The sequence below is a fragment of the Rahnella ecdela genome (assembly GCF_019049625.1).
GTDB lineage: Bacteria > Pseudomonadota > Gammaproteobacteria > Enterobacterales > Enterobacteriaceae > Rahnella > Rahnella ecdela.
In genome coordinates, this window is the sequence record NZ_JAFMOY010000129.1 from 48,206 (window position 1) to 62,877 (window position 14,672).

The 14,672-nt window shown below is 54.7% G+C and carries 13 protein-coding genes; 5 read left to right on the forward strand and 8 right to left on the reverse strand.

Going from position 1 to position 14,672, the window contains the following annotated elements; all coding sequences use genetic code 11:
- Positions 1 to 231 precede the first annotated feature (231 nt).
- The 4 genes from fepB to J1784_RS16095 are packed head-to-tail and all read left to right on the forward strand — an operon-like array spanning position 232 to position 4,026.
- Positions 232 to 1,200, forward strand: a complete 969-nt coding sequence (gene fepB / locus J1784_RS16080; protein WP_217150078.1) for a Fe2+-enterobactin ABC transporter substrate-binding protein — start codon at positions 232 to 234, stop codon at positions 1,198 to 1,200.
- Positions 1,200 to 2,201, forward strand: coding sequence for a Fe(3+)-siderophore ABC transporter permease (gene fepD / locus J1784_RS16085; RefSeq protein ID WP_217150079.1), 1,002 nt, complete (start codon positions 1,200 to 1,202; stop codon positions 2,199 to 2,201). The genes fepB and fepD overlap by 1 nt, the downstream gene beginning before the upstream one ends.
- A 2-nt stretch (positions 2,202 to 2,203) precedes the next feature.
- Positions 2,204 to 3,232 (forward strand): iron-enterobactin ABC transporter permease, encoded by a 1,029-nt coding sequence (gene fepG, locus J1784_RS16090; RefSeq protein WP_217150080.1) that lies wholly within the window; start codon positions 2,204 to 2,206, stop codon positions 3,230 to 3,232.
- Entirely contained in the window at positions 3,229 to 4,026 is a 798-nt protein-coding gene (locus J1784_RS16095; RefSeq protein ID WP_217150081.1) for an ATP-binding cassette domain-containing protein, read from the forward strand. Before fepG ends, J1784_RS16095 begins: the two co-directional genes overlap by 4 nt.
- Positions 4,027 to 4,044: 18 nt before the next feature.
- On the opposite strand, the gene fes is transcribed toward J1784_RS16095, so the two are convergent.
- A complete protein-coding gene (gene fes, locus J1784_RS16100; protein ID WP_338019912.1) occupies positions 4,045 to 5,343 on the reverse strand; it encodes an enterochelin esterase in 1,299 nt (432 codons plus the stop codon).
- A 227-nt stretch (positions 5,344 to 5,570) separates the two neighbouring features.
- Here fes and J1784_RS16105 point away from each other — a divergent pair, with 227 nt between their 5' ends.
- Positions 5,571 to 7,841, forward strand: a complete 2,271-nt coding sequence (locus tag J1784_RS16105) for a TonB-dependent siderophore receptor (RefSeq protein WP_217150082.1) — start codon at positions 5,571 to 5,573, stop codon at positions 7,839 to 7,841.
- A gap of 72 nt (positions 7,842 to 7,913) precedes the next feature.
- Here the strand turns inward: J1784_RS16105 and gdhA are convergent, their stop codons facing one another.
- The 7 genes from gdhA to J1784_RS16140 form a co-directional block, all read right to left on the reverse strand.
- Positions 7,914 to 9,257 (reverse strand): NADP-specific glutamate dehydrogenase, encoded by a 1,344-nt coding sequence (gdhA, locus tag J1784_RS16110; RefSeq protein WP_217150083.1) that lies wholly within the window; start codon positions 9,255 to 9,257, stop codon positions 7,914 to 7,916.
- A gap of 114 nt (positions 9,258 to 9,371) precedes the next feature.
- Positions 9,372 to 9,857, reverse strand: coding sequence for a methylated-DNA--[protein]-cysteine S-methyltransferase (locus J1784_RS16115; protein ID WP_217150084.1), 486 nt, complete (start codon positions 9,855 to 9,857; stop codon positions 9,372 to 9,374).
- A 162-nt stretch (positions 9,858 to 10,019) separates the two neighbouring features.
- Positions 10,020 to 10,718 (reverse strand): acid phosphatase, encoded by a 699-nt coding sequence (locus tag J1784_RS16120; protein WP_217150085.1) that lies wholly within the window; start codon positions 10,716 to 10,718, stop codon positions 10,020 to 10,022.
- A 70-nt stretch (positions 10,719 to 10,788) separates the two neighbouring features.
- Positions 10,789 to 11,226 carry a DUF2000 domain-containing protein gene (locus J1784_RS16125; protein ID WP_217150086.1) on the reverse strand — a complete coding sequence of 146 codons (438 nt, stop codon included), beginning with the start codon at positions 11,224 to 11,226 and terminating at the stop codon, positions 10,789 to 10,791.
- A gap of 51 nt (positions 11,227 to 11,277) precedes the next feature.
- Positions 11,278 to 12,117, reverse strand: a complete 840-nt coding sequence (locus J1784_RS16130) for an AraC family transcriptional regulator (protein WP_217150087.1) — start codon at positions 12,115 to 12,117, stop codon at positions 11,278 to 11,280.
- A gap of 120 nt (positions 12,118 to 12,237) precedes the next feature.
- Positions 12,238 to 13,134: a maltose operon protein MalM gene (gene malM, locus J1784_RS16135; protein WP_217150088.1), complete on the reverse strand. Its 897-nt coding sequence runs from the start codon at positions 13,132 to 13,134 to the stop codon at positions 12,238 to 12,240.
- A gap of 229 nt (positions 13,135 to 13,363) precedes the next feature.
- A complete protein-coding gene (locus J1784_RS16140; RefSeq protein WP_162940769.1) occupies positions 13,364 to 14,662 on the reverse strand; it encodes a maltoporin in 1,299 nt (432 codons plus the stop codon).
- Positions 14,663 to 14,672: the final 10 nt, after the last annotated feature.

Sequence of the window (14,672 nt, forward strand, 5' to 3'; positions counted from 1 at the left end):
ATACACAAATAACGGGATGCAAACACTTTTTATACAGTTTAAAGACGTGAATTATCTTTAAACATTTTCTGTTGCAGCGTCCTGCTCTGCGAATCAAATCGACTTTCCTGATGCAGGTCTCCCGCCTTAACCAGGTTTTTACGCAAGTTAAACCCCACCGGTCATTGACCCTGCCCACCCTGCATATAATAATGATTATTATTAACATTAATAAATTTAGGAACAGATCCAATGGCAGGGACGGGTTTTCGCGTTTTTTCAGGGACAGTTGCGCTGCTTTTATCACTGGTGTTCGCCAGTCATGCTTTCGCTGAAGGCTGGCCACGGAAAGTTATCACTTCGCATGGCACTGTCACCTTAGAACACATGCCGCAGCGCATTGTGTCCACCAGCGTGACAGTCACCGGCACATTACTGGCAATCAACGCGCCAGTGGTGGCAAGCGGTGCGACGGCACCCAATAGCCGGATTGCGGACTCTCAGGGCTTTTTTCGCCAGTGGGGTGATGTCGCGAAACAGCGCGGCGTGCAGCGGCTTTATATTGGAGAACCCAATGCCGAAGCTATTGCCGGACAGGCGCCTGATTTAATCATTATCGCTGCCACCGGCGGAGATTCAGCCCTGAAACTTTATGACCAGCTTTCCGCGATTGCGCCGGTGATGGTGGTCAGTTACGACGATAAAAGCTGGCAGGAACTCGCCACCGAACTGGGTCAGGCGACGGGCAAAGAAGCCGATGCCGCCCGCGTCATTACTCAGTTTTCCGCCCGGGAGACCAGCCTGAAAAGCGCGTTAGATCTGCCGCCACAGCCAGTTTCCGCACTGGTCTTCAGCACAGATGGCAAAAGTGCCAATCTCTGGACTGCCGTTTCGCCGCAGGGAAAACTTCTTGAGCAGTTAGGATTTACCCTCGCCCAGGTTCCGCCGGATTTTGCCGCCAGTTACAGCCAGGGCAAGCGCCATGACATCATCCAGCTTGCCGGTGAGAAAATGCCTGAAGCGATGAATGGCCAGACTCTGCTGCTGTTTTCCGCCCACCAGGCGGATACGCAACGCCTGCTGACCAATTCTTTTCTGGCGCAATTGCCTGCGGTGCAGAGTCAGAGGGTTTACGCGATGGGCGACGACACGTTCCGTCTCGACTATTACAGCGCCAGTAATATGCTGGATCAGCTTGAAAAACTGTTCGTTACACACTGATGTCCCGCTCAATACAAAATATCACAGCGCTGCTATTTGCCCTGCTGTTGCTCTGCCTGATGATGGCGCTGAGTCTGACTCTGGGTGAAAAATCGCTGTCTCTCAGTACCGTCATCTCCGCGCTTAACGGCCAGTGTAGAGGCGCGGACTGCGTGATAGTCACAGATGCCCGGTTGCCGCGCACGCTGGCCGGTTTGCTGGCAGGCATGGCGCTCGGGCTTTCGGGAGCGCTGATGCAAATCCTTACCCGCAATCCTCTGGCTGATCCCGGCATTCTCGGCGTTAACGCCGGTGCTGCTTTTGCGGTAGTTATCGGCATCGCGTTCTTTGGTGCAACGGACATCAGCAGCTATCTGTGGTTCGCGTTTTCCGGTGCGCTGCTGGCGACGTTACTGGTCGCGATGATCGGTGCGTTGGGGCGCGGAAGACTGGATCCGGTGCGTTTAACCCTTGCGGGCGTTGCGCTCGGTGCGGTGCTGGAAGGCATGGCATCCGGCATCTCCCTGCTCAATCCCGTTGTCTACGATCAGCTGCGGTTTTGGCAAGCTGGCTCGCTGGATATCCGCAATATCACAGTGATTAAAACGGTTACACCGCCGGTTATTTTTGCCGTTGTTCTGAGCCTACTGATGACCCGTTCACTGAATAATCTGTCGATGGGCAGCGAACTGGCAACGGCGCTCGGGACCAAAATCATGACTACGCAATTGCTGGGATTACTGGCGATCACTCTGCTGTGTGGCAGTGCAACAGCAGCGGTCGGGCCGATCGCGTTTGTCGGCCTGATGGTGCCACATATGGCGCGCTGGATTTGTCGCGCAGATCCGCGCTGGATACTACCGTGGACGCTGGTCTTAACCCCTTCGTTGCTGCTGACGGCAGATATCGCCGGACGTTTTATGGTTACCGGAGAATTGCGGGTTTCCGTGGTGGTCGCCTTTATTGGTGCGCCGGTGCTTATTTTTCTGGTCCGCCGCCCCGGCGGATTACGCAGAGGTTAAGCATGGGACAGAGACTCACCGGCCCTTGCACGCTTAGAAAATCGGTGCTGATGTCGCGCCTGTTTCTGACAGCCTGCGGGCTGACACTTTGCCTGATTTTACTGGCGATTTATGCGCTGGGCAGCGGAACACTGGCGCTGACGCCTTCACAGGTAATCAGCGCCCTGCTCGGCGACGGGCCGAAAAACCTGAACGTTATCGTCACGCAATGGCGTCTGCCGCGCGTGGCGATGGCGATGGTGCTTGGCGCGGCTCTCGGTGTCAGCGGCGCGATTTTCCAGTCACTGCTGCGCAATCCGCTGGGAAGTCCGGACGTCATCGGTTTCAATACAGGGGCATATACCGGAGTTTTACTGATTATCGTGTTGTTCAATGGCGGCACAGGTGAAACCATGCTCGGTGCGATGGCGGGTGGCGTTCTGACCGCGCTGGGGGTATATGCGCTGGCGTGGCGTCAGGGCGTGGAAACCTTCCGCCTGATTATTGTCGGTATCGGCGTGCGGGCACTGCTGATTGCCGCGAATACGTGGCTGATTATCCATGCGTCACTGGAATCAGCACTGACAGCCGGTTTGTGGAACGCGGGTTCGCTGAACGGGATTACGTGGGAAAAATGTCTGCCGGTGACGGGTCTCATCTTCATCGCCCTGATGATGGCGCGCTTTTTATCTGCCCCGATGCGGCTGCTTGAAATGGGCGATGATGCAGCCTGTGCGCTGGGCGTGCCTGTCGAGCGCTCACGCCTGTTACTGATGCTTGCAGGAGTCTCACTGACCGCCGCTGCGACAGCACTGGCCGGGCCGATCTCCTTTATTGCGCTGGTCTCACCGCAGATTTCGCGCCGCCTGTGTGCCAGTCAGCAACACGCTTTATTTTTCGCTGCGCTGACCGGCGCCCTCCTGCTGCTCGCCGCCGATGTTCTCGCGCAGCGATTGTTCCTGCCTTATCAATTACCAGTGGGTGTGCTGACCGTCAGTCTGGGTGGCATTTATCTGATTGGGTTGCTCATCCGGGAGTCCCGACGCTCATGAATACAGCACACACTTCGCCTCTGCACGCCGAAAATCTGACTCTGGGGTACGATAAGAAAATCGTCGCCAGCGAACTTTCGGTTTCTATCCCGCAGGGAAAACTGACGGTCATTATCGGACCGAATGCCTGCGGGAAATCCACGTTGCTACGTACGCTCAGCCGCCTGATGCAGCCGCAATCCGGTGCGGTATTTCTGGATGGCAAACTGATCGGCGGTTACGGCACCAGAGAGGTGGCAAAACGCCTCGGTTTATTGCCGCAAAGTTCCACGGCACCTGGCGATATCAGCGTGTCTGATCTGGTAGCTCGTGGACGTTATCCGCATCAGAGCCTGTTCAGCCGCTGGACGGCGCAGGACATGCAGGCGGTAAATGAGGCTATGCGCGTCACTGGTGTTTCTGAACTGGCGGAAAGCACAGTGAATTCGCTTTCCGGCGGGCAGCGTCAGCGGGTATGGATAGCGATGGTGCTCGCGCAACAAACACCGCTGCTGTTACTTGATGAGCCGACAACCTGGCTGGATATCGCTCACCAGATAGAGTTGATGGAGCTGATGTGTCAGCTGAATCGGGAAAAAGAGCGGACGCTGGTGGTAGTTCTTCATGACCTCAATCAGGCCTGCCGTTATGCCGGACATCTGATTGCCATGCGTGACGGCAAAATTATCGCCGAGGGCACACCGGCAGATATCGTCACACCGGCGCTGATCGAGCAGGTTTTCGGGCTGCGCTGTGCCATTATCGATTGCCCGGTTTCACAGACACCGTTAATTATCCCGCTGGGAAACCGGTAAACTCCCGCTGCTGGACGGCTACCGACGCCAGAGAAAGTGCAAACCGTCGAGTAATCCGCCTCGCCAGCTCAGCGCGTCGTGACCGGCATCGACCACGCGATAATGCACGCTGTTTTCAGTGGCGCACAGCAGTTCATCCATCTGATTATTCACCTGATAAATCAGCCTTTCATTACTGCCCGCTTCCATAAAAATCTTCAGATGGCTGGCTGCGCCCAGTCCGTTTCGTACCTCACGCAAAAGCAAATCACCTTCTTCAGGATTTTCTGCAGGTTGTAATTTATTGCGCCGTGGCCACCAGAACGAGCCGGACTGACTGAGCACGCATCCGAAACGCTGCGGCCAGTGTAAACCGGCGTACAACGCAGAAAGTCCGCCATAACTTTGCCCCGCCACCACCGTATTTTCCGGATTGCTGCTGTGCGGCGCGAGGGTTGCCACGGCAGGCAATAATTCCTCCTGTACCGCCAGCCAGAAATCGGGATTACAGGTCAGCTCGATACCGCGAATTTGCGTATCAATCACGTCGATCAGCACGTAGACCGCTTCCGGCAACTTGCCTTGCTGAGTCAGTTGCATCAGCGGTTGCCAGACCGGCATCTGCTGCGCCCAGAACTGGCCATCAAGCAGTATGGCCAGCGGTCGGGCCGCCGTAGCACGGCTTTCGCCGGTAGTATAAATCCAGACCCTGCGCCTGTTACCCAGACGCTCACTATTCCACTGATAGATTTGCAGATTTGCCGGTAACTGCGGTAATGCGGCACCGTACAGATCAAATGCCTCCCACGCCGGTTGCGGCACGGAATCGGGCATATGCAAAGGTGAAAGCGCGTGAGATTTCGCCCCCGCCCAGGGTTGATGCAAATTCAGGGGATCATGAATGGCGTGCGCGAACATGTCCTTCCACCAGCCGCGCGCAGCCAGCATGGCAGTATAGGCGTCAGCATTCTGCGGAAATTCTCTTCCGGACTCCGTTCGCGGGATCAGGCTGTAGCTACCGCGCCAGCCTGACCGCAATTCCATATGCAGCGACCAGACGTCAGTGCCAGCCAATCGTTGCAGGCTCTGCGGCGGCAAAGACTGGTGATGGTCGGTTATCCCGTTAATGTTGATCCAGACCCGCTGATAAGCCGATGTGGCTTCGCTGCCCTGCGGATCCCGCCAGAAAAAAGTGACACGGCATATACCGTCATGTGGTGGCTCAATCCACGGCGTTCCCTGCGCTTTAATTTCGCTCCACCACGCGGCGCTCCCCGCCTCAGGTGAGGATAACAAGGTCTGGGCGGTCAGTTTTTCCGGGCGCTGGGATTTCATCATTTTTACGTTTAGCAGTCTTTTAGCAGAGAGAAAAAAGCATAACTTACGGAATGCTTTACACATCCCCTACAAATTATGAATCGGAATCGTATTGATAATTGTTTTCATTTGCAATAGTGTGTTACCGCCCGTAAAACGGGACGATAAAAATACACACACAACAGGCCATCCTCCTGTTCATTAAAAATATTTTGCAGGACAGGATGGATTTCAGGGCAGAATCCAATATGAAAAACAGGCTACCACACTATTCTCTGGCAACATTAATCGGGCTGGGATCAGCACTTACTTTTCCCGCCAGCGCAGCAGAAACGACCACATTGGCTACAACAGACGCCACACAGACTACCGCTGAAACAGAAAAAGACACCGACGACACGCTGGTGATCACCGCAGCACAGCAAAACCTTCAGGCACCCGGCGTTTCCACCATCACTTCCGACGAAATCCAGAAACGCCCTCCGGCGCGCGACATCAACGAACTGATCCGTACTATGCCCGGCGTTAACCTTACCGGCAATTCCACCAGCGGCCAGCGCGGCAACAACCGCCAGATCGACATCCGCGGCATGGGCCCGGAAAATACCTTAATCCTGATCGACGGTAAACCGGTGAACAGCCGCAACTCGGTGCGTCAGGGCTGGCGTGGCGAGCGCGATACCCGTGGTGATACCAGCTGGGTTCCGCCCGATATGATCGAGCGCATCGAAGTTATCCGCGGTCCGGCAGCGGCACGTTACGGCAATGGCGCGGCAGGTGGCGTGGTAAACATCATCACCAAAAAAGACGCGCAGGAGTGGCACGGTTCATGGAATACTTATCTGAACGCGCCGCAGCACAAAGATGAAGGCTCGACCAAGCGTACTGATTTCAGCCTTTCCGGCCCGCTCAATGATCAGTTCAGTTTCCGACTGTTCGGTGGCTACAGCAAAACGCAGGCCGACGCACAGTACATCAACGACGGTCATCAGTCAGAACGAACCGGTGCTTATGCAGACACCGTTCCGGCAGGCCGTGAAGGTGTGATTGATAAAAACATCGACGCCCTGCTGCACTGGGATTTTGCCCGTATGCAGTCGCTGGAGTTTGAAGTCTCTAACAGCCGCCAGGGTAACCTGTACGCGGGTGACACGCAGAATACCAACACCAGTGATCTGGTAAAAAGTATGTACGGTAAAGAGACCAACCGCATTTACCGCCAGTCCTACGCACTGACCTATAAAGGCGCATGGGATAACGGCGTGACTACCAACAACTACGTACAGTACGAAAAAACCCGTAACTCGCGCATGGATGAAGGGCTGGCGGGCGGTACCGAGGGCATATTCTCGGACGATGACTTCAATACCATTGCACTCGGCGACATTCTCGCGCACAGCGAAGTCAGCATTCCGTTTGAATTAGGCGTGCCGCAAACTGCCACGTTCGGTACCGAATGGAATCAGCAGAAGATGAAAGATCCATCCTCTAACACGCAGTCCATGCTCGGTGGCGCGATTGCCGGTATCGACAGCACTGACCGCAGCCCGTATTCCCAGGCCGAGATTTTCTCACTGTTTGCTGAAGACAACATCGAGCTGACCGACAGCACCATGCTGGTACCGGGGCTGCGTTTTGATCATCACTCTGTGGTGGGCAGCAACTGGAGTCCGGCGCTGAACTTGTCTCAGGAACTGGGTGACGATTTCACGCTAAAAATGGGGATTGCCCGCGCCTATAAAGCGCCAAGCCTGTATCAGACTAACCCAAACTACGTGCTGTACAGCAAAGGTCAGGGTTGTGCGGCCAGCGGCGGCGGCTGTTATCTGGTGGGGAACAAAGATCTGGATGCAGAAACCAGCATTAACAAAGAAATCGGGCTTGAGTTCCACCGTAACGGTTATCAGGCGGGCGTGACCTATTTCCGCAATGATTACCGCAACAAGATTGAATCCGGTTACCTGCCCACCAGCACGTCTTCCACCGGTACCACCGATGTATACAAATGGGAAAACGTGCCGAAAGCCGTGGTTCAGGGTCTTGAAGGCACGCTGAATATTCCGGTCAGCAGCACCATTTCCTGGAATAACAACGGTACCTATATGATTGAAAGTAAAAACAAGGAAACCGGCGATTATCTGTCGATCATCCCTGAATTTACCATCAACTCCACGCTGAGCTGGCAGGCGACGGAAGATCTCTCCCTGCAATCCACCCTGACGTGGTACGGCCGTCAGAAACCGAAGAAATATAACTACAAAGGTGAGGCGGTGACCGGCAGCGAGAAGAATGAAGTCAGCCCGTATTCCGTTGTGGGCATGAGCGGTACTTATACTGCGACGAAAAATGTCAGCGTAACAGCGGGTATCGATAACGTCTTCGACAAACGCCAGTTCCGCGCGGGGAATGCCCAGACCGTGGGTAACGCGGCTACCGGTGCTTATATGTATGGTGCAGGCGCGGCGACCTACAACGAGCCGGGCCGTACGTTCTATATGAGCCTGAATACTCACTTCTGATAGTCATGAAAAGCGTTATAAAAAAGCCACCCGCAAAGGTGGCTTTATTGTTTGTGGCATCGGTGTTTTAGATTACAGCACGCCCTGCGCCAGCATTGCATCGGCCACTTTCACGAAACCGGCAATATTTGCGCCACGCACATATTGCGTCTGCTGGCTTTCGCCGCCGTACTCCACGCACGACTGGTGAATATCCAGCATGATGTGACGCAGACGCGCATCCACTTCTTCCGCTTTCCAGCTCAGACGTGCAGCGTTCTGCGCCATCTCCAGACCGGACGTCGCCACGCCACCGGCATTCGCCGCTTTGCCCGGTGCAAACAGCACGCCTGCATCGGTGAACAAATCGGTCGCTTCAATGGTAGTTGGCATATTCGCGCCCTCGGCAACCGCTTTTACGCCATTGGCAATCAGCACGCGTGCCGCCGTCGCATCCAGCTCATTTTGCGTGGCACAAGGCAGCGCGATGTCTACCGGCACATTCCACGGCTGCTGGCCTTCCAGATATTTCAGCCCGAGTTTTTGCGCATAGTCTGCTACACGTCCGTCGCGGCTGGCTTTAATTTCTGTCAGCAGCGCCAGTTTTTCAGGAGTGAAACCGGCTTCATCAACGACGGTGCCGTTGGAATCAGATGCAGTGATCACCCGCGCGCCCAGAGACATGGCTTTTTCAATCGCATATTGGGCGACGTTACCTGACCCGGATACCGCTACGCGCATGCCTTCAAAATCCAGCCCGTGGCGTTTGAGCATCGATTCGGTGAAATAAATCAGGCCATAGCCAGTGGCTTCCGGGCGGATCAGACTGCCGCCAAACGACAAGCCTTTGCCGGTGAAAACGCTGGCGGTATTGTTGGAGAGCTTTTTCATCATGCCCGCCATATACCCGACTTCCCGCCCGCCGACGCCGATATCACCGGCTGGCACATCAGTATCAGGACCAAGGTGACGATAAAGTTCCAGCATCAGCGCCTGACAAAAACGCATGATCTCGCCTTCGCTTTTGCCTTTCGGATTGAAATCACTGCCGCCCTTTCCGCCGCCAATCGGCAACGTCGTCAGCGCATTTTTGAAGGTCTGCTCAAATCCGAGGAATTTGAGAATCGACAAATTGACTGACGGATGGAAGCGCATTCCTCCTTTAAAAGGGCCGATGGCCGAGCTGAACTGGACGCGCCAGCCCCGGTTCACCTGCACCTGATTTTTGTCATCCACCCACGCGATGCGAAACTGAATAACACGCTCCGGCTCCACCAGACGTTCCAGTAAAGCGGAACGACGGTATTGCGGATTTTGTTCGAGGAAAGGCCAGAGCGTGGTCATAACTTCGCGTACGGCCTGGGAGAACTCAACTTGATGTGGGTCGCGTTGTTGTACTGAGGATAAGAACTGTTCGAGGGATTGAATCTGATCCATTGATTTAAAACTCCGTCTGTAAGTGATGTTGTCTTTTTTTATTTACTGCTTATTTTTTGACTATGCATCGACTGACAAGCGGACATCAAGTGATTTATTTACCCGATAAAAACCCTATGATTTGCGTCCTTCCAGCTTGAGTAACAACGCTTTGTTATCCAGTCCGCCAGCAAAACCGGTGAGTTTGCCGGACGAGCCAATCACCCGATGGCAGGGTGCCACAATGGAAATAGGATTGCGGCCGTTGGCGGCACCCACAGCGCGCACCGCTTTCGGGCGGCCGATGCGACGGGCAATTTCACCGTAGCTTCGCGTTTCCCCAAAAGGAATTTCCAGCAACGCGGCCCAGACTTCTTTCTGAAACTCAGTTCCGCTGAAATCGAGATCCAGCTCAAAACGGGTGCGCGCACCGGCAAAATATTCGTTCAGCTGTTGTTCAGTTTTCACCAGGATAGGAAACGCCGGGTCTTCCACCATTTCACCCAACGGCACGCGCCCGTCGATTTCGCTCTCCCACAAAATCGCCGTCAGTTTGTCGCCTTTTGCCGCCAGCGTGAGCAATCCGACCGGTGATGCGATGCGTTTAAATCTGTATTCCATGAGTTTCGTCCTCAGCGTATTTTGCGAAAGACACTTTACCGAAAGCGCGGAGGCTGACCAAGAGGCAAAACTGGAATTTGCGGGATGTCTTCCAGAGAACTTTTTTGAAATGAAAGCGTTACATCAGCAGGTGTAACGCTTCAGGGGGAGAAATCACGGGGATTACTTCAGGCCCAGCTGCGCACGCAGCTCTGCTTTTGCCGCGTCGAATTCAGTTTTGAAATCAGGCTGTTCTTCCATTTTCTGCGCAATCAGTGCAGCACCGGTGCGGCTCATCACGGTATCAGAACGGTAATGGAAACCGGCCACCAGACGGTTTTCAGCATAACCGGCCGCACGGGTGAACAGCTCATTGCGTTTTTCCGGCACCATTTCGCCCAGCACGGTGGCCATCAGATAACCGATAGTGGAATGACCGGAAGGCCATGAACCGGATTTCGATTTTTTCAGCAGCGGATGAATTTGTTCATCCAGTATATAAGGACGCGGGCGGTTAAAGGCTTTCTTGGCGTGATCGTCCACCACGTCTTCGGTCGCCACAATGCGGTCGAACAGCGCAGCGGTTTTCGGCAGTTTCGCGGCATCAAAATCCGGGCCCATTACATCGGCAAAACGCCATACGTTTTCTTCGGCATCAGCAATGGCTGCTTTTTCCTGCTCAGGCGTACGGGTGGCCTGAATCTCCAGCAATTCTTTCAGTTCAGCTTTGGTCTGAGCAGAATCATCCGCCGGTGGTGCAGGCAGATATTGGGTCAGATCCAGTTCCTGGCTGGTGATAAACGGCTTAGCTTCATCGGCGGCCTGAACGGCAAACGCAGAACCGAGGGTGAAAAGCAGCAGGGCAATGAGGGACTTACGCACGGTAAAACTCCTGATATTAGTTTGAATATCAGGAGAATAGACAAGGAATGTGACGGTTAAATGACAGGAATTAACCCAGTAATCCCAGTTTGCCGGTCAGCTTGCGGACCACTTTCTTATTTCCTGCCAGCGCGATCCCCAGCAGTTGCAGGTTTTCTGTCGGCACCGCTGAAACCGCTTCACGAAACGCCGCGTAATCGGTGGTTTGCTGACCTTCGACCGGGAAAATAATGCCGTCCATGTCGTCATCATTGAGCAGATGCTGATGAAGTTGCGTCAGTTGTTCAGTATCGGCCACTAACACGCTGATACCAATCGGGATCAGCCCCGGATGCTCGCGGTTATCGGCATCAATCAGCGGCGCGCCCACCAGCGACGGATGACGTTGTCCGAGCGTCAGCGCCAGAACGGCGGCAGCATTGGCGGCATGTCCGGCGGCGAGTTGCTGGTTGATGACAATCACGCAGCGTTCAGGCAGCGAAGGGAAAATAGTGGCAGACGTATTCATTATGACAAGCTCCGGTTCAGTTGAAATCTGAGCTTAACCTGTCACTTTTTCTCAATCTGGAAGATTTGTGCACAGACGCCGGTAATGTGCCGGAGTGAGCTGATAGGCGCGGCGGAACCAGCGCCCGAGGTGGCTCTGATCGGCAAACCCTAAATCTGCCGCCACCGCTGCTGGCGTGCGTCCCAGCGCCAGCCATTCCCGCGCACGGGTCAGTTTCAGCTGAATAAGATAGGCGTGAGGCGGCAATCCGAATTCAGCTTTAAACGCACGGCTGACGACAAAACGGCTTTCGCCAGTCGCCGCTGCCAGCTGCTCCAGGCCGATATCTTCATGCAGATGCGCGTGCAGATATTCCCGCGTCTGATGCGACACGCGTGACCACGGTGTAGATTTCTCATGCTGCGGCGGCTGCCAGGTGAGATGTCCGCCGAGCGCGCTGAGTAATCCGTCCAGCGCAGTCTGACGCACAATACGCAGTTCTTTGCCATGCAGCGCCTGAAATGCCAGCGACGTTGCCTGTGCCAGCTGCGGATCCTGCGCTAAGGTATTTTCGAAACTCGGGTCACCGGCAAAAGAAAGAGAACCACGTCGCGCCGCCAGTTCGCGACTCAGCCAGTGCGGGTCCAGATACAACATCTGATAAGTAAAACCGCCCGGCTGCACGGCATCGCCGTCGTGGATTTCGCCCGGCTCGAGCATAAACACTTTACCCGGCAGGCTCTGATGTTTCTGACGACGGCAGCTGAACTGCTGCAATCCGTATTGGGTAACACCGACTAAATAGCTGTCGTGCCAGTGAGGATCGTACGCATGGCCTTCGAAATGGGCGTGGATCGTCTCGATCCCGCTGTCTTTATCTTTCGATAACTCGACCCAGTTTGCAGACGCCATAGATCCCCCGCTGAATGAATTAACAACAGGGTAACAAATAGAAAGGGGAAATAGAAATGAGGAGATTCTGGTATGGCACGGTGTGCTCCCTCCCCAGCAAAGGGGAGGGAGCTAAAAAACTTAGTGTTTCACGCTTTCAATAAAGGTTTTACGGGCAGTTTTCGAACCCAGACGTTCGGCTTCGTCCAGCAGTTTCAGCGCTTTATCCACGTCCCCTGCTTTCACCGCTTTCTTAATCGCGTCGTTGAAGTAGGTTTCGGAATCACTGAGCATTGGCTCAGACGGTTTTGCCGGGGCTGCCGCAGGCGCTGGTGCCTGGGTGCTGCCGACAACCACTGGCGCAGCAGCAGCGGGTGCGGATGACGGGAAGATCTGACCAATCATCACGTTACCGGTTTTCTGCTCGGCGGTGACTTTCAGGCTCAGCGTACCGGTCGGGGTATGACGGGCAATCGGATCCGGGATATCCGGCACCGCGTTACCCACGCCAGCCGCAAAGGCTTTAGCCGGGTTCACCATCTGCGTGGTCTCTGCCAGATCCTGACGGGTGGTATAAACCAGCAGATAAATTTGTTTCTGACCCAGTGCTGGCGTGAGTTTCAGCGTGCCTTCCAGACGATCGCTGGAGACGATCCCCGGCTTCTGATACGGGAAATAGCTGGAAGGATAAAAGGCTGCCGGACGCATCTGCTCATCCAGCACCAGAACGTTTGGCGCATAAACGGTTTTACCGGTCGCGATACTGGTCAGCGTAATTTCAAGTGAACCACGGTCGGCAGGCAACGCGAAAGCCCCGACGGCGCCCTGAATTTGCCCCTGATTAATCTGTGCGCTGGAGGTCCCGAGCGTCACATCCTGCGTCACTGGCGGAACCAGCGGCGTCCATGAAAGGTTGCGTAAGGTCTGGCTGGAAATCGCCGGAGCGGTATTCGCATCATTCTGCGCCGCATTCACGACCGCAGGTGCAGCGGCCAGCAGGCTCAGCGACAGACACAGTGACAGCAGATTCTTTTTCATTTTTGTTTCCTTTGAAATCACCATGAAGGCTGGCGGTTATCAGCGATAACCGCCAGCCAGCACATCTTCTTTACTGCGATTTTTTAAAGCTTACATTGCCATTTTTCCAAACTCTTTCGGGTTGCCGGAAGGCGGCAAGCGTCCAAGTCCCCGGGAGCGTAGACTACTACGTGACCGGGGCGAGGACGCGCAGCCAACGCATCGGCAGCGCGAAGGAGGAAGGAAAAATTTACCACCAGATTTCCATCTGGGCACCGAATGTAACCTCATCATCATTACCGCGGCTGAAGGTACGGGTGCTGGTATCGTTCATTGCTAAGCCATTGTTTGCGCCGCTGTCGGTGTCGTAGCCCCATTTTTCATCCCAGTTTGCGTAGGTTGCAAACACACGGATGGCCGGACGTGACCAGATGCTGTCGCCAGCCTGCCATTGTTGCGCCAGGGTGACTTTGTACTGACCGTTTTTGTCGCCGGTGCGCTGGGATTTCACGTTGTCGTAACCGACTTCCAGCAAGGTGCTCATGATCGGGGTCCATTTGTACATCGGACGGACACCTACGGTATACCAGGTTGTCCCGTTATTGTTATCACGGTCAACATCCTGATACATCGCCACATACATCAGGCTCCAGGTATCGTTGAAGTCGATGGCACCGTGGTCGAGAACGCGGATCATGCTGCCGTTGTTGTCGATGGCTGCACCGTTGGAGTGGCCGTTCGCTGCGCCCTGGCCCGGATCGGTCATGGAGTCAGATGCGTATTGCAGGACGAATTTGTTATAGCCGTTGTAGATGCTCTGCGTGTGTTCCGCAGTGACCAGGAAGCCGTCTTTGGTCGCATTGTCTGCGAAGGAATAACCGTCACGCGCATTGGCACGACCGTAGTCCACACCTAACTCCAGCACACCGCCCGGGTTAGTTTGCAGGCCAGCTAAACGAACGTCGAACACGTCGTTGGACGTTGGTACTTCGTTACGCTGATCGGCGATATAGCCGTATGAGCCGCCGCTTTCTGTGTTACGGGTCGCTGCCAGAGACAGTTTACCAAAGCCCAGATCCACATCTTCCAGACCGGCACCAGGACCTGAAATATCCCAGTAGTAGAAGTCGATCATGTGAACGTCATGACGTTGGTAGAAACGCTTACCTGCCCAAATGGTGGAGCCCGGCAGCCATTCGATCAGGTTCTTACCCTTCACGTTTGCTTCGCGGAAAGCCGGATCGGTTGACTCCCAGTCGTTCTGTTGTGATACGGAGTACGCTACGTTGGTGTCGAAGTAGAAGCTCTTATCCCCTTCTTTCCACACTTCCTGACCGAGTTTTAACTCCGCATAGGTTTCACATTCGTTACCAAGACGGTATTTACTGTCAGCGCCTGTCGCTTTGAAACATTGCTGTTCGCCGCCGCTGCCAGTCCAGCCAATGCCCGAACGGGCATAACCGGTAAAATCAACTGCCATTGCTTGTGTAGAAAGGATTCCGGCAGCCACTGCCAGCGCCAGGGAAGAACTACGCATTGTGATCATCATTTTCTCCTGT